Genomic DNA, 17,180 nt, shown 5'->3' on the forward strand with positions numbered 1-17,180 from the left:
TCAGGGGATCTCGAATACCCCCTCTCCCTCAGGGAGAGGGTCGGGGTGAGGGTGATCGCCGGCAGCGGCCCTCAGCCCTTCTTCAACATCGCCCGCATCGCCGCCAGGGCGTCATTGCCGCGGGCGGCCTTCTGTTCCTGGGGGGCTTCCTCCAGGCCTTCCCATTGCAGGTCCTCGGGCGGAAGTTCGTCGAGGAAGCGGCTGGGGGTGCAATCGATCAGCTCGCCGTACTGCTTGCGCCGGGTGGCGTAGGTGAAGGCCAGGGTCTGGCGGGCACGGGTGATGCCCACGTAGGCCAGGCGGCGCTCCTCCTCGATGGTGTCGGCCTCGATGCTGGAGCGGTGCGGCAGGATTTCCTCCTCCATGCCCATGATGAACACATAGGGGAACTCCAGGCCCTTGGAGGCGTGCAGGGTCATCATCTGCACCCCGTCGGCGCCTTCCTCTTCCTCCTGCTGGCGTTCGAGCATGTCGCGCAGGACCAGCTTGGCGATGGCGTCCTCGATGGTCAGCTGGCCGTCTTCGTCCTTTTCCAGGATGTTCTTCAGCGCATCCATCAGGAACCAGACGTTGCCCATGCGAAAGTCGGCGACCTTGTCGGAGCTGGCGTTCTGGCGAATCCAGTTCTCGTAGTCGATGTCCATCACCATGCTGCGCAGGGCGCCGATGGGGTCTTCGCCCGCGCAGTTCTGGCGCACCCCGTCCATCCAGCGCTTGAAGCGCGCCAACCGTTCGGTGAAGCGGGCGTCCAGGTGCTCGCCGAGGCCGATCTCGTCGGCGGCGGCGTACATGGAGAGGTCGCGGCTGCCGGCGTAGTTGCCGAGTTTTTCCAGGGTGGTGGAGCCGATCTCCCGGCGCGGCACGTTGATGACCCGCAGGAAGGCGTTGTCGTCGTCCGGGTTGACCAGCAGGCGCAGATAGGACATCACGTCCTTGACCTCCTGGCGGGCGAAGAAGCTGGTGCCGCCGGAGAGCCGATAGGGAATCTGGTGGTGCTGGAGCTTGAGCTCCATCAGCTTGGCCTGGTGGTTGCCGCGGTAGAGGATGGCGAAGTCCGCGTAGGGCCGCTGGGTCTTGAGGTGCAGCGTGAGGATCTCCAGGGCGATGCGCTCGGCCTCGCCGTCCTCGTTCTTGCAGCGCAGCACCCGGATCGGATCGCCATGGCCCATCTCGCTCCACAGCTGCTTCTCGAACACGTGGGGATTGTTGGCGATGAGCACGTTGGCGCACTTGAGGATGCGGCTGGTGGAGCGGTAGTTCTGCTCCAGCATCACCACCTTGAGCGAGGGGAAATCGTCCTTGAGCTGCATCAGGTTTTCCGGCCGCGCGCCGCGCCAGGCGTAGATCGACTGGTCGTCGTCGCCCACCACGGTGAACTGGGCGCGCTCCTGGACCAGCATCTTCACCAGCAGGTACTGGCTGGTGTTGGTGTCCTGGTACTCATCCACCAGCATGTAGCGGATGCGATTGCGCCAGCGCTCCAGCACCTCGGGATGCTCCTGGAACAGCTTCACCGGCATCAGGATGAGGTCGTCGAAGTCGACCGCGTTGTAGGCCTTGAGGGTGCGCTGGTAATGCAGGTAGACCACCGCGGCGGTCTGCTCCTTGGGCGTGCGGGCCTTTTCCAGGGCCTCTTCCGGCAGGATGAGGTCGTTCTTCCAGTTGCCGATGTAGTTCTTGATCTCGTCCAGGCCGTCGTCGCCCTGGTATTCCTTCTGCATGATGTCGGTGAGCAGCGCCTTGATGTCGCCCTCGTCGAAGATCGAGAAGCCCGGCTTGTAGCCCAGGTGCACGTACTCGCGGCGGATGATGTTCAGCCCGAGGTTGTGGAAGGTCGAGACGGTCAGGCCGCGGCCTTCGCCGGCCTTGAGCAGGCTGGCCACCCGCGCCTTCATCTCCCGCGCCGCCTTGTTGGTGAAGGTCACCGCGCAGATGTACTGGGCGCGGATGCCGCACTGCTGCACCAGGTAGGCGATCTTGCGGGTGATGACGCTGGTCTTGCCGGAGCCGGCGCCGGCCAGCACCAGCAGGGGGCCGCTGATGTAGGCCACGGCTTCGGCCTGGCGGGGATTGAGCTTGGACATGGCGGACCGAGGGGTGACGCTGGGCGGTGGATTCTAGCAGTCACGGCCCGCTGACGGGGAGCACTGGCCGGTGCCATCGACGGAGGATTAATGCCTTGCCGGCGGCAAAAGGGACCGATCGAGCGAGAGCGTTATCAGCCAGCCTCACTAGACTTCAGGCCTGCGGGGCGGCCCGGTGGTCGTCCTGAAAACCTCAGCCCTCCTTGATGAGATGCCCGCCATGTCCCTATCCCGCATTCTGCTGCTTTCCACCCTGTTCGGTTTCTCCAGTCTGGCCCTGGCCGCCGCCAATAACGTAGAGCTGAGGCAAACGGGCGACGCGAACGACGGACGCGTCAACCAGAACGGTGATCGCCTGAGCGCCTCGGTCACCCAGGAAGCCACGCGCAGCGCTGCCTGGATCGAGCAGCAGGGGACCGACAACCAGGCGGTCCTCTATCAGATGAACCGCGATTCCCTGGCGGTCATCCGGCAGGAGGGTGCACTCAATACCGCCCAGATCTCCCAGGAGGGCTCGCTCTATTTCGACGGAAGTCTTTCCCAGGTAGGCAACGGCAATAGCGCGACGCTGGAACAGACGGGCGGCCCGAGCGGCGAGTATGTGTCGGCGGGTCTCATCCAGATCGGCAACGACAACCAGCTGACCGTCACCCAGCGCGGCTCCTCGGCGATCAATGCGAGTCAGGATGGCGATCGTAACGTGCAGACCCTGTCGGTCTCGGGCCGCCGCAACAACATCAGCAACGCGAGCCGCGGCAACGACAACCGCATCGACATCAGTCAGGACGGTGAGCTCCTCAGCGCGGGGGCGCAGCAGATCGGCGACAACAACCTGGTCACCATCGAGCAGACCGGCCAGGGTGTTTGGACGCCGGCCGGGCCGGACGGCATCCTGTACCCGGCCGCCTACGTCTACCAGAATGGCAACGCCAACCAGGTCGCGCTGACGCAGCGCGACGCGAACACGGCCTTTTTGACCCAGAACGGCAACGGCAACAGCATGACCGTCAATCAGCGTTGACGGGTCACGGCTTGGGCGCAGGCGCGACGAAGGTCAGCTGGCGTGGATAGCCGTACTTCTCCCCGGGCAGGGCCGGACTGTCGAGGAATACCGCCATGCTGCGACCGAATTCGTTGACGTAGGTGATGGCGTAGTCCTGACCGTCGGCGAGGCGGACGATGGCACCGCTCTTGAATTCCTCGCGATTGCGTTCGGTGACCGGGATGGAGACCCCGGCGGCCTTGCGGTAGATGCCCTTGAGCCAGTCCTGGTTGGTGAAGTCGTTGATCGGGGTGTTGAAGCGTCCCGGCAGCCGCTGCAGATGGCGCCCGGTGCCGGGGGCGTCGTCCACCGCCAGGCGCCGCGGATAACCCACGGTCTCGGCATCCAGCGGCTCGCCCTCGACGAACACCGCGAGGTTGTTGCCCACCCGCTGGACGTCGGTGATGGCGCGCCATTGCCCGTCGCCCAGTTGCGCCTGGCGACCGCTGATGAAGCCCTCGACGTTGGCTGGCGTGGCGGGAATGGTCACGCCGGCTACCCGGCGCAGTACGCCGCGATTCCAATCCTCGTTGGTGAAGTCGTTGATCGAGCTGGAGAGCAGCGGCTGGGAAGCCGTGGCCGTGGCGGGCGGGCTGGCTTTCTGGGCATGGGCTGGCGGGACGGCGAGGCAGCAGGCGGACAGCAGCAGGGCGGGAAGGGCCAGGCGAGAGGGCATGGGGTCATCCTTAACATGAATTTCTTGTCGGTCCCGGACTGCGGGGAGTGGCCGATAGACCCTGAATGAGCCTGAGCGTTTGGCGCGTTGAGACGAAAATGGCAACTTTTTGCTCACTTGGCGCCGAATGGTGCCCGCTACGCTACCCTGGGGCTTTTCCCGCTGGAGTCCGTGCATGAATTCGACCCTCGCCCCCGTCCCGCTGGCCAAGGCCTATCGCCTGCTCAACCACGGCCCTACCGTGCTGGTCAGCGTCGCTCACGCGGAGCAGCGCAACGTCATGGCGGCGGCCTGGGCCATGGCGGTGGATTTCGAGCCGTGCAAGGTGGCGGTGGTGCTGGACAAGCAGACCTGGACCCGCCAGTTGCTGGAAGCCGAGGGCAGCTTCGTGCTCAACGTGCCCTGTGCCGCCCAGGCGGATCTGGTGCAGACGGTGGGCAACACCAGCGGGTGGGATGTGGACAAGTTCGCCGCCTACGGCATCGAGACCCTGGACGGCGAAAGGATCGGCGCACCGCTGATCGCCGGCTGCGTGGCCTGGCTGGAGTGCCGGCTGCTGCCGGAGGCGCACAACCAGCAGGGCTACGATCTCTTCCTCGGCGAGGTGGTCGCCGCCCAGGCCGATACCCGGGTGTTTCGCGACGGCCACTGGGACTTCGCCGGCCAGGACGGGCTGCGCACCCTGCACCACGTGGCGGGCGGACACTTCCTGGTGATCGGCGACGGTATCCAGGGACGGATGCTGACGCCGCGCGGTTGAGCGCGACGACGCCAGTACCTGGCGTCGTCGGGATGGGCTCAGACGCGGAAGCGCGCCACCATCCGCTGGAGGTCGCCGCCCAGGCGTGCCAACTCGCTTACCGAGGCGGCAGCATGGGCGTTGGCGGTGGCGGATTCCTCGGCCAGGCCGCTGACCTTGACCACATTGCCGTTGATTTCCTCGGCCACCAGGCTCTGTTCTTCCACCGCAGTGGCGATCTGCTGGTTGAGGTTCTGGATCTCCGCCACCGTCTGGTAGATGGCGTCCAGGGCGCGCTCGGCGTCCTGGGCCAGGGTCACGGTGCCCAGGGTGCGGTCGCGACTGGCCTGCATCCGCTCGCTCGCCGCGGTAGTGCCCTGCTGCAGGGCGGCGATGAGTTCACCGATCTCCTGGGTGGATTCCTGGGTGCGCTGGGCGAGGGAGCGGACCTCGTCGGCCACCACGGCGAAGCCACGGCCCTGTTCGCCCGCGCGGGCGGCTTCGATGGCCGCATTGAGCGCCAGCAGGTTGGTCTGCTCGGCGATGGCCTTGATCACGTCGATGACGCTGCCGATGCGGCCGCTGGCGGCGTCCAGCTGCTCCATGGCGGTGCCCAGGCCCTGGACCTCTTCCGCGGCCAGGGTGATCTCCTGGGCCGCCCGCTTGACCGTGCGGCTGCCCTCGCGGGCCATGGCGTCGGCGTTGTGGGCGGCGCTCGAGGCGGTGGAGGTGTTTTGCGCCACGTTGTGCACCGTGGCGGCCATCTCGTTCATGGCGGTGGCCACCTGGTGCATCTCGTCACGCTGCTGGGTGACGCCGCGGCTGGTCTGCACGCCGAACGCGGACAATTCGTCGGCCGCGCTGCTGAGCTGGCCCACGCCGGAGACGATGCCGCCCACCAACTGGCGCAGGTCGTCGGCCATGGCCTGGGTGGTGCGTTGCAGCTCGCCCAGTTCGTCGCGACGGCTCACCTCGCTGCGCTGGGTGAGGTCGCCGGCGGCCACACGCTTGAGCATGGCCATGGCGGTCGCCAGCGGCTGGCTGATCTGCCGGGTGATCACCCAGGCGGCGACGATACCGATCAGCAGGGCGACGAGGATGCTCAGGGCGAGTTGCAGCAGCGCCGAATTCCGCTCGGCGGCCGCGGACTTGAGCTGGCCGGCGCCCAGTTGGTCGAGCAGCTGCAAGAGTTTCTTGCCCTGCTCCTGCAAGCTGGCCACGGCCGCATCGGCCTGGCGGTTCTGGGCGATGATGGATTCGACGAAGGCGCGATAGCGGGTGACGTCCTGGGTAGCGCTGTAGAGCCGCGCCGCGGTATCGCCGTCGATCTGCGCCTGGGCATCGGCCACGGTCTTGAGCAGGTCGTCGATGGCCTTGAGCGCCGCCTGGGACTTGCCGTCGTCGGGAGCGCCGAGGAAACGCCGGATCGCCAGGCGGATCCCGACCATCTGCGTCTTCATCTGGGCCACGGCTTTCAGGTCGGCGACGTTGTAGTCGCCACCGGGGGTAAAGACGAGTTCGAACAGCTCGTCGAAGGTCTTGGTGACATTGTCCGAGACCCGGGCCAGCTCCGTCTGGGCCTCGCTGCTGGTCTGCCTGGCCTTTTGCAGGGCGGCGAAACGCTCCTGGTAGACCTTGAGCTCCTGTTGGACGCTGGCGAGGATGGCGCGGTTGGTCGGGTTTGTCAGCAGGGATAGGCCCTGGGTGAGGTCTGCCGCCACCTCGGCCATGTCGTCCTGCTGCTGCTTGACATTGACCGCGCTGGGATCGAGCAGATAGGTCTTTTCGTCGAGCCTGATGTTGAGGATGTCCGCCTTGAGTTCGCCGCTGTAGCGCGTCTTGTTGATGCGCTCGAGCAGCGTATTGGCGGTGAGATAGCCGAACAGGGCCACCACCAGCACCATGACCAGCAGGGCGCCGAAGCCCAGTGCCAGCTTCTTGGAGATACCGAGGTTGTTCAGCCAGGAGGCGTTGTGGTCGGACATGGTGACACCTGAAAGGATTCGGAATGTCACTGTATCGGACGCCGGGCCGCGTTCTTGATGGGTGCGCGCGACAGGCATGGACGTTCGGCCCCCGCAGGGGCCGGCGGTCGGTCAGGCGCTTTCCTGGTTGGCCAGCGGGACCGGCAGCTCCAGCTCCAACACCGAGATCAGCGCATTCTGCTGGCGCTCGTTGAGCTGGCGGAAACGGTGCAGTAGCAACTGCTCGTTACCGCTGAGCAGGTCGTCGTCCTGGTGGGCATCGCTCTGCTCCAGGACCCCGTCCTGCACCAGGCTGCGCTCCAGCCAGGCGACGATCTCGGTGTTCATGCTGTGGCGATGGGTCCGGGCCACGGTGGCGATGCGTTCGCGCATGCCATCGGGCAGGCGGACGACGAACTTTTCCGTAGGGATTCCAGCGGGAGCGCGGTGGACGTAAGGCATGGCGAACCTCCAAGGACAAGGGGTGGCTGACGTCAAAGCGCCGACAACAGCAGTCGACCGGCGAAGAAAACCAGCACCAGGCCCATGGTTCTTTCGAACCAGTGGCCCAGGCGCAGGAAGGTCTGGCGAACGCGGGCGCTGGAGAACAGCAGGCTGACCAGGGCGAACCAGCCGGCGTTGACCGCGCACATCCACAGGCCGTAAAGGCCCTGTACGGCCAGCGGCGTGCTGCCACTGACCACGGTGGTGAAGATGGCCAGGAAGAACAGCGTGGCCTTGGGGTTGGTGGCATTGGTCAGGAAGCCGGTGAGGAAGGCCCTGGCCGGTGCCTGGCGTTCCAGGTCGACGGCCTGCCACTGGCTGTCGTCCAGCGGCGCGGCGGTAGGCTTGCTGCGGATGAGGTTGAAACCCAGCCAGAGGATGTAGGCACCGCCGAGCACCTTGGCGGCGTCCAGCAGCCAGGGCGTGGCGTGCATCAGGGCGCCGATGCCGAGCAGGGTGTAGAGCACGTGCACCGAGATGCCGGCACCGATGCCCAGGGCGGTGCAGAGGCCGATCAGGCGGCCGAACCTCACGCTCTGCCGTACGGTCACGGCGAAGTCCGGACCCGGGGCCAGGACGGCGAGGAAATGGATGGTCGCCAGGGCGAGGAATTCGCTCAGGTAAGGGGACATGTCAGCTCCAGTACGTCAGGGGCTCGGTCGCCCCGCGATAGCCGACGAAGCACGACAGTGACAGGCGCGGCTGGTCGGTGCCGGGCGTCACGGCGTGCATGCGCCGGGAATTGAAGAGGATCAGATCGCCCGGTTCCGGGCGGATGGTCAGGCTCGGCGGGCCGAGCAGGTCGGGCTCGATGCCGTAGCTATCGCCGCGCAGGGCGTCGAAGTCGTCCGGCGACAACTGCTTGGCCCAGAGCTGCAATTCACCGCCCTGGCTGGGCATGGTCAGGTAGACGTTGCAGGCCAACTGGGTGACCACGCTCTCGGCTTCGGCGCTACCGGGGGCGTCCTTGGCGAAGATGTCGTGGTGGGCGAGAAAGCGCACCCCGGGCTTCACCACGCGTGACAGGCCGACATACATCTTGCGGCCCCAGAGCGTTTGCAGGCGGGCACCGGCCGGCCAGACCTCGTCGAGGACGCAGCGCACCAGGTCGATGGGATTGATATAGGGCCGGCAACGGCGGCGCAGCTCTTCCAGGTTGTGGGCGACGCTGGCGAAGTAGTCGTCCATCTGGGCGCGCTGATTTTCCGCTTCATAAAAGGCCATGCCGATGCGGCCGATGCTGGGCGCATTGGCGTAGGTGGCGAAGCCGTTGCCGAGGATCTGCTTGCCCAGGTCATCGGCCAGCGGGCGAGGGACGAAACGCCGGATACGCACGGCCAGCAGGCGTTCATCGGCGAGACGGTTCAGGCTCTCGGTGTCGAGAGTGTCGAGTTCGAGCAGCATGGCGCTTCCTTTCTGCGGGTGAGGGAGGCGGGTGATCAGGCGCCAGCCATGTCGTAGCTCACCAGCAGGCGCCCCTTCTTTTCCTTGATGCCCAGCGCGCTCAACTGACCGACGGTGCGCGTGGAGCGCACATGGGTTCCTCCGCAGGCGTAGCGCGCGACGTCTTCGCCAAAGCGCACCTGGCGCTGGCCGGCGGCATCGACTTCGCTGTGCAGCGCCAGGTCGTCTGCCACCAGCGCCTCGAACCGGGCCTGCAGGGTCTCGTTGTCCAGTGGCCGCGACTCCGGTCGCGGCACGAATTCGATCTTGCCTTCGCCTGGCCAGTGGTGGGCCTTGACCGGCTGCCAGCCATGGACTTCGCCGATGTGGCCGATCAGGTGGCCGGCCGAATGCAGGCGCGAGTGCAGCAGGCGACGCCCTTCGTCGACCCGGGCCAGGACGCGACTCAGCTGCAGCGGACGATTGACCTGGTGGAGGATGCGTTCGCCATCCTGCACCACGTGCAGCACCTCGGCGGTACCGAGCCAGCCGGTGTCACTGGGTTGACCACCGCCCTGGGGATGGAAGGGCGTGGCACGCAATTCGACGGCATACCCATCTTCCGTGGCGGTACAGGCAAGGACCTCGACCTCGGCGATCAGGCTGTCGCTCAGGAAATACAGGCGTTCGGTCATTTGTCTTACTACTCTTGGAAAACGAGAAACGTCCTCATTCTAAAGATCGCTCGATAAGGTGATAATCCACCTTCCCTCCAAAGGAATTTTGCGCTGTGAGCATGAATCTCCCCCTGCCATTGCTCAGCGAAATGGCCATCTTCGTGCGGGTGGTGGAGAGCGGCAGCTTCTCTGCCGCGGCCCGGCAACTGGGGCTGACGCCCTCGTCCACCAGCCGCAGCGTGGCGCGCCTGGAGAAGGCCCTGGGCACCCGACTGCTCAATCGCAGCACGCGCAAACTGCGGCTGTCGGAAGCGGGGGAGGAGGTCTACCGGCGCTGCAGCGACATGGTCGGCGCCGCCCGGGCGGTGCTGGAGGTCAGCGGCCAGTTCAACCAGGCGCCGGCCGGCATCGTGCGGCTGTCGGTGCCCAAGGCAGTGGGCAGCACGGTGATCCATCCGCACATGGCCGACTTCCTGCGCCGCTATCCGGCCGTGGACGTGCAACTGATGCTGGAGGACCGCTATGTCGACCTGATCGACGACAACGTCGACCTGGCCATCCGCATCACCGACCGCCCGCCGCCGGGGTTGGTCGGGCGCCAGTTGCTGACCATCGAGCACCTGCTCTGCGCCACGCCGCAGTACCTGGCCGAACACGGCAGTCCGGCGCACCCGCGCGACCTGGCCCAGCACAGCTGCATCTACCTGGGCGAGGAGCCGGCCGATTCGCGCTGGAAATTCCGCCAGGGCGCCAAGGTGGTCCACGTCAACGTGCGCGGTCGTTACGCCGCCAACCATACCGGCGTGCGCCTGGACGCGGTGCTCAACCACGTCGGCATCGGCAGCCTGCCCTTCTTCACCGCCCAGGCGGCGCTGGCCCGTGGCGAGATCATCCAGGTGCTGCCCGACTGGACCTTCCTGCCGCATTACCACGGGGGTGCCTGGCTGCTCTATCCGGCGACCCGCCACCTGCCGCCCAAGCTCAAGGTATTCATCGACTTTCTCGTCGAGCGGCTGAGCGACCAGGCGTTACGCCAGGGACGCGGCGCGGCGGCGTTGCCCGAACAGCGCTTTCAGGAGCTGACCATCGGCAGCTAGTGTGGTGTTTAAGAAGTTACCTACACAATTTTGGCGGCGCTTTTTCGGCCGCAGCGGCGGACCGCCTGGGCGGCGTTGCCACTCCTCGCCATAGCCCTGCCATGACTCGTCCCGGCGCCTGGCCCAAGCCAAAGAATCACTCGCCAGTTCTTGCGCGAGCGTCTGAAACACCATACTGGCGAGTCCGGCCTTTCGTGAGACTTTTCACAACTTCCGTTACAACAGGCGCCATTAGGTGAAGCGATTCACCTAACGTTTCTTTCCTGCCTTCATGGCGGTTTTCCTTGAGCCATGCTCCTCACGGCCCGCCTGCGCGGGTCGTGCAGGTCGCTGTCGCGTGCCTGGCCCTGGCAGAACAAGAAAGGATTTCCCCATGCTCGCTTCCTCACCCACGCTCACCGCACCCGTGGCGGCCACCCCGCGCAAGGGGCTGGTCGTGCTCATCGCCGTGATCGCCGCCCTGGGCGGTCTGCTGTTCGGCTACGACACCGGCATCATCGGCGTCGCCCTGCTCGGCCTCGGCCGGGAATTCGCCATGGACGACACCGTCAAGCAACTGGTGACCGGCGCCATCATCTTCGGCGCCCTGTTCGGCTGCCTCGGCACCGGCCCGATCTCCGACCGCCTCGGTCGGCGCAAGACCATCATCGGCGTGGCCCTGGTGTTCGCCCTGGGCTCGGTGCTGTCGGCGCTGTCGCCCAACGTCACCCTCTTGATCCTGTCGCGCTTCCTGCTCGGCCTGTCGGCCGGCAGCTCCACCCAGATCATCCCGGTGTACATCGCCGAGGTGGCGCCGCCGGAGCACCGCGGCAAGCTGGTGGTGCTGTTCCAGTTCATGGTGGTGTTCGGCATCACCGTGGCCTACTTCACCGGCTTCGCCCTGGACGAGCACTGGCGCTGGATGTTCGGCCTCGGCCTGGTGCCGGCGCTGATCCTGTTGGCCGGCATGGCGGTGCTGCCGGAAAGTCCGCGCTGGCTGCTGGTCAAGGGCCGCGAAGGGGACGCCCTCGCGGTGCTGGAACGGGTCCGTGGCGGCGCCGTCGCGGCCCAGGCCGAACTGGCCGAGATCAAGACCGTGAGCAACGCCCCGGAAGGCAGCTGGAGCGACCTGTTCTCGCCCTGGGTGCGGCCGGCCTTGCTGGTGGGGGCCGGCATCGCCATGTTCTCGCAGATCACCGGCAACAACGCGCTGATCTACTACGCCCCCACCATCCTCACCCAGGCCGGCTTCTCCGACCAGACCGCGGTGCTGGCCACCGGCTGCAGCACCATCCTGGTGGTGATCATGACCGTGGTCGGCAGCTTCCTGGTGGATCGCATCGGTCGCCGCCGCTATCTGCTGACGCTGATTCCCGGCTCCATCATCGCCCTGGCGATCATGGGCTACCTGTTCCAGGGCGCCGGTCCCCAGACCGAGGTCGAGCGCTGGACGGTGGTGGCCTGCCTGGCCGCCTACCTGATGCTCAATTGCGGCGGCTTCGGCGTCTGCATCTGGCTGATCAACGCCGAGGTCTATCCGCTGTTCGTGCGCGGCAAGGGCGCCAGCGTCGGCGCCTTCAGTCACTGGGGCTTCGACCTGCTGGTGACCCTTACCACCCTGAGCCTGGTGACCCAGCTGGGCGCCGCCCACACCTTCTGGCTCTATGCCGGGATCTCCCTGGTGGCACTGCTGTTCATCTGGCGCCTGGTGCCGGAAACCAAGGGCAAGAGCCTGGAGCAGATCGAGCATGACCTGCGCGAGCGGCGCTTCTTCCCCTATCAAAGGAAAGGCTGAACGCCGATTCCAGTGCCAGAGCCTGTTCAAAGGCTGCTGCGCGTCCGCCAAACGGCGTTGAAGAGGCCTTCGGAATGCTCATTTACCATTCGTAAACTCCGCTTCCTCAGGCCTCTTCGCCTTGTTTGTCTCTAGCTCGCGAGCCTTTGAACAGGCTCTGAGGTCGCAACAGGAGCGGAGATAGATCTCCGCTCCTGTTCGCCTGTGCCGGAGTCCTGCCATGCGCCCCCTCACCCTCGACCTCGATCTGCTGGCTGCCGCCCTCGACAGCCGGGAGCGAGGTACCCACTTCCTCGACCTTGAAAGCGGCGCCCTGCGCCTGCTTGATCCGGACGATCTCAGTCTGGAAGAACGCGAGGAACTGGAAGATCCCGAACGCTACCTGCCGCTGCCGCGCCTGACCCAGGACGATCGCCTGGAGCTGCGCGAAGCCTTCCTGCACCAGTTGCGCCATCCCCACGCCCAGCCGCTGCTGCGCGCTGCCCTGGAGAGCCGGCGACCGATCCGCACCTTCGACTACGAGCTGGAACTCTTCCCCTCGGTACGCGAGGCCTGGCAGGCCTTCGCCCTGAGCCGCCTCAAGGAGGAGGTCCTGGTGCTGCTGGACGAAGCCGGCCTGGAAGCCTTGCCGGCGGACGGGCGGATGCCGCTGGCCGAGGATGTGCCGGAGGGAATCAGGCGACGGTTGGAAAAGGGGCGGGGGTGATAGGGCTTACAGCCCCGAGGGTTCGCGGAACACTTCAGTTCGGCGAGACGGCCGGCAGCATGCCGGCGCTGCGCATGAGCTCAGGCAGTCCCTGCTCTTCGATGGCATAGACACCGCGTTCAGCTTTCCAGATCAGCGCTTTTTCCTGCAAGGCAGCCAAGGCTTGCTGCACATTCTGCGCATAGGCTGCCTCTTGAGCCTGGACTTCGGTCATGCCGGCCAGCTGCAGCATCTCGGCGTACTTGCCGAGGGTGACCAGCTCGAAGGGGGCGTAGTCCTTACCCTGGACCGCCATCACCTTCAGCACTGCGGCCTGAATCGGCGTGAGGCTGCGAATCACGGCGAGAGCACTCTCGGACATTTCGCGCACATGCTCGTCGACGGCCTGGGCGAAGGCGACATTGCCCTCCGCCGCCTCGACGATCATCGAGTACTCGAGTACCTCCCGGGCTGCCTGCAGCGCCTCAGGGCGGTAGCCTGCCTCGACGAACTTGTTCCAGACCACCTCTGCATCGAGGGTGAATTCGAGTCTGGACTGGGCGCAAAACCAGTCCACATAGCCTCTGTCGAGATGAGGGAAGTTGACCAGGGGGGCGTTGAAGAAGGCCTGATCGCGGCTGTTTCTGAGCATTGCCAGTTTGTCCCGGCTGGAACCGGTGCAGATGAGTCTCAGACCGTGGTGGTGCGAGCCATTCAATTCGTCACGGGCCGCCTTGAGGGCGAAGAGCGTGTTGCTGCCGGCCGCGGTGGTCACGGCATGCTGGGCTTCGTCGATGATGAGGGCTATCGGTTTGCCCAGGCTGTCGGAAAGCGCGGCGAGCGCAGCAGCCAGGGTGACGCCCTTGGTTTTGCCGATGCTGCCGGTATCTATCTCGACCCCACCCACCTTGAGCTTCACCACGCCACTCTGTTTGGTCAGCTTGGCGATCAGGCCTAGATTGCGCTCGATGGCGACCTGGACTGCCTGGTTGATCAACTCGGCCGGATCGGTTTGGCGATTCGACCAGAGATCGACATAGATGACCTCGGCACCCGCGGACTGAAGCGCGGGTGCCAAGTCCTCACGCATGAAGGTGGTCTTGCCGGTTCGCCTTGGCGCTGCCAGAAACAGTCCGGGATGCAGCGGGTCTGCCATGATCTTGGCCGCGTAGGTGGTAGCCATGGCGTGGCGGTGATAGAAGCGTTCAGGCATCGACGACTCCCGTTGAAGGCGATTAAAGTCGATTATAGATCTTTATAGATCTTTATAGATCGTCGCCTTGTCGCCCGCACGACACTACTCATGCCCGTGCCGATAGAGCTTGAGCTCCACCATCAGGTCATCGGTGAGGGTTTCCAGGTGCGCCTGGAGCGCCTCGAGTTCGAGATCGGCCGGTAGCGCCAGCAGGGCGGTGGCGTGGAACAGCAGCTCGCTGCTCATGGGCGCCGGACGGGTCTCGGTGGACAGCCGCTCGACGTTGACCCCGACCTGATGCAGCGCCCGGGTGATGTCGCGGACGATGCCGACCCGGTCGTTGCCCAGCAGCTCGAGCTGCACCAGGGGAGCGCCTACCGGCGCCGGCTGGCCGGGCTCGCCGACCAGGATGCGCAGACCGGGGATGGCCAGCTGTTGCAGCGCCTCCACCAGGCCGTTGCGCAGCTCCGGCTCCACTTCTACCGAGAGGATGCCGGCGAACTGGCCGGCCAGGTGGGCCATGCGGCTCTCCAGCCAGTTGCCGCCCTGGGCGGCCACGCAGTCGGCCAGGGCTTCCACCAGACCGGGGCGATCGGGAGCGATGACGGTCAGGACCAGGTGTTCCATGGCGGGCTCCAGGGCAGTCAGAGAGAACCCCGAGTCTAGCCCGCCCTGGAGCGCTGGCCTACTGGATGTCCTCGGGTTTGACGATCACCCAGTGCTTGTCCGCGTTCACCGCTACGCCGTTCTGGGCCTGGCCCTCGGCGTTGCTCTTCATCATCGCCTCGATCTGGGTACGGTACTTGGGCTTGCGGTCGACCCACAGGTGGATGCCGCCCTTGCTGCCGTCCACGCCCTGGAACAGCATGGGACCGTCGCTGACCGGGGTGTCACCCGCGACCAGGATCGGCTTCTTCCAGGGGCTGATGTAGGTGAGGATGGCCGCGTACTTGCCGGCGAACCAGGTGGCCGGGGTCCACAGGTAGGGCGTGACCTGCAGCTTCAGGTTGGCCTGGGGATCGTACTTGCCTTCGGCGATCTGCTTGCGGGCGGTGGTCAGGGCGCCGGTGGCGGGGTCCTTGAGCAGGGTGGTGACGCCGATGACGTTCTCCGGCTTCACGCCGTAGCCGTAGCGCGGATCGGCGGCGACCATGCGCACCAGCTCTTCGTGGGCGGCGCTGATCACATAGACCTCGATGCCGTTCTCCATCAGCTTGTGATAGAGCTCCTGCTGGCCGGTGAAGGGCTTGGGCGGATTGATCTGCACCGTCTCGACCTTGTCGTCCTTGCCGTAATAGGTAGCGGGGATCGGCTTGTCGTAGGCCATCAGCTCGTCGACGTAACCCTTGAGCTGCTGCAGGGTGAAGCCGGAGAACACCTGGGCGACCCAGGGGTAGCAGACCAGGTCGTCGACCTCGCACAGCCGGTAGTAGTAGCTGTTGAGGCTTTCCTTGTGGCCGCCGACGTCCTTGAAGGGGATCAGCTTGAGGGAAGGGTCGAGGGTGTCACGGGTCAGCACGCCCTTCATTTCCAGGAAGGGCAGCAGGGCCTCTTCCAGGTCGTAGCGATAGCTGGTGTTGTCCATGTCGAACACCGCGTAGTTGCCCTGGTTGGCATTGGCGGCGATCAGGGCATCGAGCTGGCGGGCGGCATCGGCCGGCCAGTGGGTCAGCTCGGTGGCGGCAGCGGTGAGGCTGAGCAGACCGCCGGCCAGGCCGGCGAGAAGGCGGGGAAGGGTGGGCATCGGCGGACTCCGGCACGGTGACCGCGATAGGCGGTCATCTGGTCTAGACCATAGCAAAGGGTCATGACAGTTCGATGCACGGAGCGACCTGGGTAGGCGCGAGAGCGGCAGGACCTGCCGCTCTGCGACACCCTTGTCAGGCGGTGACGGTCTTGAAGCGCGGCTCGGTGTTGCCCTTGAACAGGGTCAGGGTGGCGACCAGGCCAAGCACGGCGGCCACGGTCAGCCACATGCCGGGAGCTGCCTTGTTGCCGGTCTCCTGGATCAGCCAGGTGCAAACCATCGGGGTGAAGCCGCCGAAGGTCGCGGTGGCCAGGCTGTAGGCCAGGGAGAAGCCGGTAGTGCGGACATGGGCCGGCATGACCTCGGTCAGCGCCACCACCATGCCACCGTTGTAGGTGCCATAGAGGAAGGACAGCCACAGCTCCACCATCAGCAGACGGGAGAAGCCCGGGGCGTTGGTCAGCCAGATCATCGCCGGGTAGGCGGTGAGGATGGCCAGCACGGTGGCGAAGATCAGCAGCGGCCGACGGCCGACGCGATCGCTCAGGGCGCCCATCACCGGCAGCCAGATGAAGTTGGAGATGCCCACGCAGGCGGTGACGATCAGGCTGTCCAGATCGGTCAGGTGCAGCTCGTGCTTGCCGAAGGTGGGGGTGTAGGCGGTGATCAGGTAGAAGGAGGCGGTGGTCATGGAGACCATGGCCACGCCCGCCAGCACCACGCCGAAGTTCTGGCCGATGGAGGTCATGGTCTCACCGAAGCTCGGGCGATGCTTGCGCGCCTCGAACTCGGGGCTCTCTTCCAGGGAACGACGGATGATGAACAGGAAGGGCACGATCAGGCAGCCGATCAGGAAGGGGATGCGCCAGCCCCATTCACCCATTTCGGCGGGCGACAGCCAATGGTTGAGCAGGGCACCCAGCACGCCGGCGAAGACCACGGCGACCTGCTGGCTGGCGGACTGCCAGGAGACGAAGAAGCCCTTGCGACCGGGGGTGGCGATCTCCGACAGATAGACGGACACGCCGCCCAGTTCGACGCCGGCGGAGAAGCCTTGCAGCAGGCGGCCGAGCAGCACCAGCAGCGGCGCGGCGACGCCCAGGGTGGCATAGCCCGGCACCACGGCGATCAGCAGGGTACCCAGGGCCATCAGTGCCAGGGTCACGATCAGGCCATGACGACGGCCGTGCTTGTCGATGTAGGCGCCGAGGAAGATGGCACCCAGCGGGCGCATCAGGAAGCCGGCGCCGAAGGTGGCCAGCGACAGCATCAGGGAGGCGATTTCGTTGTCGCCGGGGAAGAACGTCTTGGCGATGGCGGTGGCATAGAAGCCATACACCATGAAGTCGTACATTTCGAGGAAGTTTCCGCTGACGACGCGGAACACGGATTTGGCTTTCGAGGTGGTGGCCATGACTGCTAGCTCGGATTGGGTTTGTTATGGAGACAGCTCGCGCAGGGCGCCCAAACCTCTCGCGGGTGGGTCGCGCTGTTTGTAACCTTATGTGTTGCAAAACGGCGCTGGCAAGCTTAATCCGACCGAAACCCGCGAATTTCCTGGATTTGAAAGGTTATTGAAAGGTTCGCGACATTACGTCTGGAAATTATTGTCC

General features: G+C 65.6%; 16 protein-coding genes and 1 pseudogene. 5 read left to right on the plus strand and 12 right to left on the minus strand.

What is annotated here, in order from left to right; genetic code table 11:
* Positions 1 to 71: 71 nt before the first annotated feature.
* Positions 72 to 2,084, minus strand: coding sequence for a DNA helicase Rep (rep, locus tag AR540_RS11330; protein WP_059228955.1), 2,013 nt, complete (start codon positions 2,082 to 2,084; stop codon positions 72 to 74).
* 220 nt (positions 2,085 to 2,304) lie between these two features.
* On the opposite strand from rep, the gene AR540_RS11335 reads away from it, so the two are divergent.
* On the plus strand, positions 2,305 to 3,105 hold the full coding sequence (locus AR540_RS11335; RefSeq protein ID WP_059228957.1) for a hypothetical protein: 801 nt from the start codon (positions 2,305 to 2,307) through the stop codon (positions 3,103 to 3,105).
* Positions 3,106 to 3,109: 4 nt separating this feature from the next.
* On the opposite strand, the gene AR540_RS11340 is transcribed toward AR540_RS11335, so the two are convergent.
* A complete protein-coding gene (locus AR540_RS11340) occupies positions 3,110 to 3,802 on the minus strand; it encodes a hypothetical protein (RefSeq protein ID WP_059228960.1) in 693 nt (230 codons plus the stop codon).
* 175 nt (positions 3,803 to 3,977) lie between these two features.
* Between AR540_RS11340 and AR540_RS11345 the strand changes: the two genes are divergently transcribed.
* Positions 3,978 to 4,562: a flavin reductase family protein gene (locus AR540_RS11345; protein ID WP_059228962.1), complete on the plus strand. Its 585-nt coding sequence runs from the start codon at positions 3,978 to 3,980 to the stop codon at positions 4,560 to 4,562.
* Between the two features lie 38 nt (positions 4,563 to 4,600).
* Here AR540_RS11345 and AR540_RS26510 read toward each other — a convergent pair whose 3' ends face one another.
* From AR540_RS26510 to AR540_RS11370, 6 genes and pseudogenes are all read right to left on the minus strand, one after another.
* Positions 4,601 to 5,314: a methyl-accepting chemotaxis protein gene (locus AR540_RS26510; protein WP_442963785.1), complete on the minus strand. Its 714-nt coding sequence runs from the start codon at positions 5,312 to 5,314 to the stop codon at positions 4,601 to 4,603.
* A pseudogene (locus tag AR540_RS26515) lies at positions 5,300 to 6,604 on the minus strand (methyl-accepting chemotaxis protein); the annotation flags it as partial. The pseudogene AR540_RS26515 and the gene AR540_RS26510, both read right to left, overlap by 15 nt.
* A 33-nt stretch (positions 6,605 to 6,637) precedes the next feature.
* A complete protein-coding gene (locus tag AR540_RS11355; RefSeq protein WP_059228966.1) occupies positions 6,638 to 6,967 on the minus strand; it encodes an Arc family DNA-binding protein in 330 nt (109 codons plus the stop codon).
* A 32-nt stretch (positions 6,968 to 6,999) separates the two neighbouring features.
* A complete protein-coding gene (locus AR540_RS11360; RefSeq protein ID WP_059228968.1) occupies positions 7,000 to 7,641 on the minus strand; it encodes a LysE family translocator in 642 nt (213 codons plus the stop codon).
* A 1-nt stretch (position 7,642) separates the two neighbouring features.
* On the minus strand, positions 7,643 to 8,413 hold the full coding sequence (locus tag AR540_RS11365; protein ID WP_059228971.1) for a 2OG-Fe(II) oxygenase: 771 nt from the start codon (positions 8,411 to 8,413) through the stop codon (positions 7,643 to 7,645).
* A 35-nt stretch (positions 8,414 to 8,448) separates the two neighbouring features.
* Positions 8,449 to 9,087 carry a hypothetical protein gene (locus AR540_RS11370; protein WP_059228973.1) on the minus strand — a complete coding sequence of 213 codons (639 nt, stop codon included), beginning with the start codon at positions 9,085 to 9,087 and terminating at the stop codon, positions 8,449 to 8,451.
* 95 nt (positions 9,088 to 9,182) lie between these two features.
* Here AR540_RS11370 and AR540_RS11375 point away from each other — a divergent pair, with 95 nt between their 5' ends.
* The 3 genes from AR540_RS11375 to AR540_RS11385 all read left to right on the plus strand — a co-directional run bounded on the left by AR540_RS11375 (position 9,183) and on the right by AR540_RS11385 (position 12,646).
* A complete protein-coding gene (locus AR540_RS11375) occupies positions 9,183 to 10,166 on the plus strand; it encodes a LysR family transcriptional regulator (RefSeq protein WP_059228975.1) in 984 nt (327 codons plus the stop codon).
* A 373-nt stretch (positions 10,167 to 10,539) separates the two neighbouring features.
* Positions 10,540 to 11,940: a sugar porter family MFS transporter gene (locus AR540_RS11380; RefSeq protein ID WP_059228977.1), complete on the plus strand. Its 1,401-nt coding sequence runs from the start codon at positions 10,540 to 10,542 to the stop codon at positions 11,938 to 11,940.
* A gap of 220 nt (positions 11,941 to 12,160) precedes the next feature.
* Positions 12,161 to 12,646, plus strand: a complete 486-nt coding sequence (locus tag AR540_RS11385) for a UPF0158 family protein (protein WP_059228979.1) — start codon at positions 12,161 to 12,163, stop codon at positions 12,644 to 12,646.
* A gap of 34 nt (positions 12,647 to 12,680) precedes the next feature.
* On the opposite strand, the gene AR540_RS11390 is transcribed toward AR540_RS11385, so the two are convergent.
* The 4 genes from AR540_RS11390 to AR540_RS11405 all read right to left on the minus strand — a co-directional run bounded on the left by AR540_RS11390 (position 12,681) and on the right by AR540_RS11405 (position 16,981).
* The gene (locus tag AR540_RS11390; RefSeq protein WP_059228981.1) at positions 12,681 to 13,838 is read right to left on the minus strand and encodes an ATPase; all 1,158 of its coding nucleotides are present in this window, start codon (positions 13,836 to 13,838) and stop codon (positions 12,681 to 12,683) included.
* Positions 13,839 to 13,922: 84 nt separating this feature from the next.
* Positions 13,923 to 14,447, minus strand: a complete 525-nt coding sequence (locus AR540_RS11395) for a glycine cleavage system protein R (protein ID WP_059228983.1) — start codon at positions 14,445 to 14,447, stop codon at positions 13,923 to 13,925.
* A 58-nt stretch (positions 14,448 to 14,505) separates the two neighbouring features.
* Entirely contained in the window at positions 14,506 to 15,564 is a 1,059-nt protein-coding gene (locus tag AR540_RS11400) for a hypothetical protein (protein WP_059228985.1), read from the minus strand.
* Between the two features lie 136 nt (positions 15,565 to 15,700).
* Positions 15,701 to 16,981 (minus strand): MFS transporter, encoded by a 1,281-nt coding sequence (locus AR540_RS11405; RefSeq protein ID WP_059228987.1) that lies wholly within the window; start codon positions 16,979 to 16,981, stop codon positions 15,701 to 15,703.
* Positions 16,982 to 17,180: the final 199 nt, after the last annotated feature.

The organism is Pseudomonas sp. EpS/L25, from assembly GCF_001512295.1.
In the GTDB taxonomy this organism is placed as follows: Bacteria; Pseudomonadota; Gammaproteobacteria; order Pseudomonadales; family Pseudomonadaceae; genus Chryseomonas.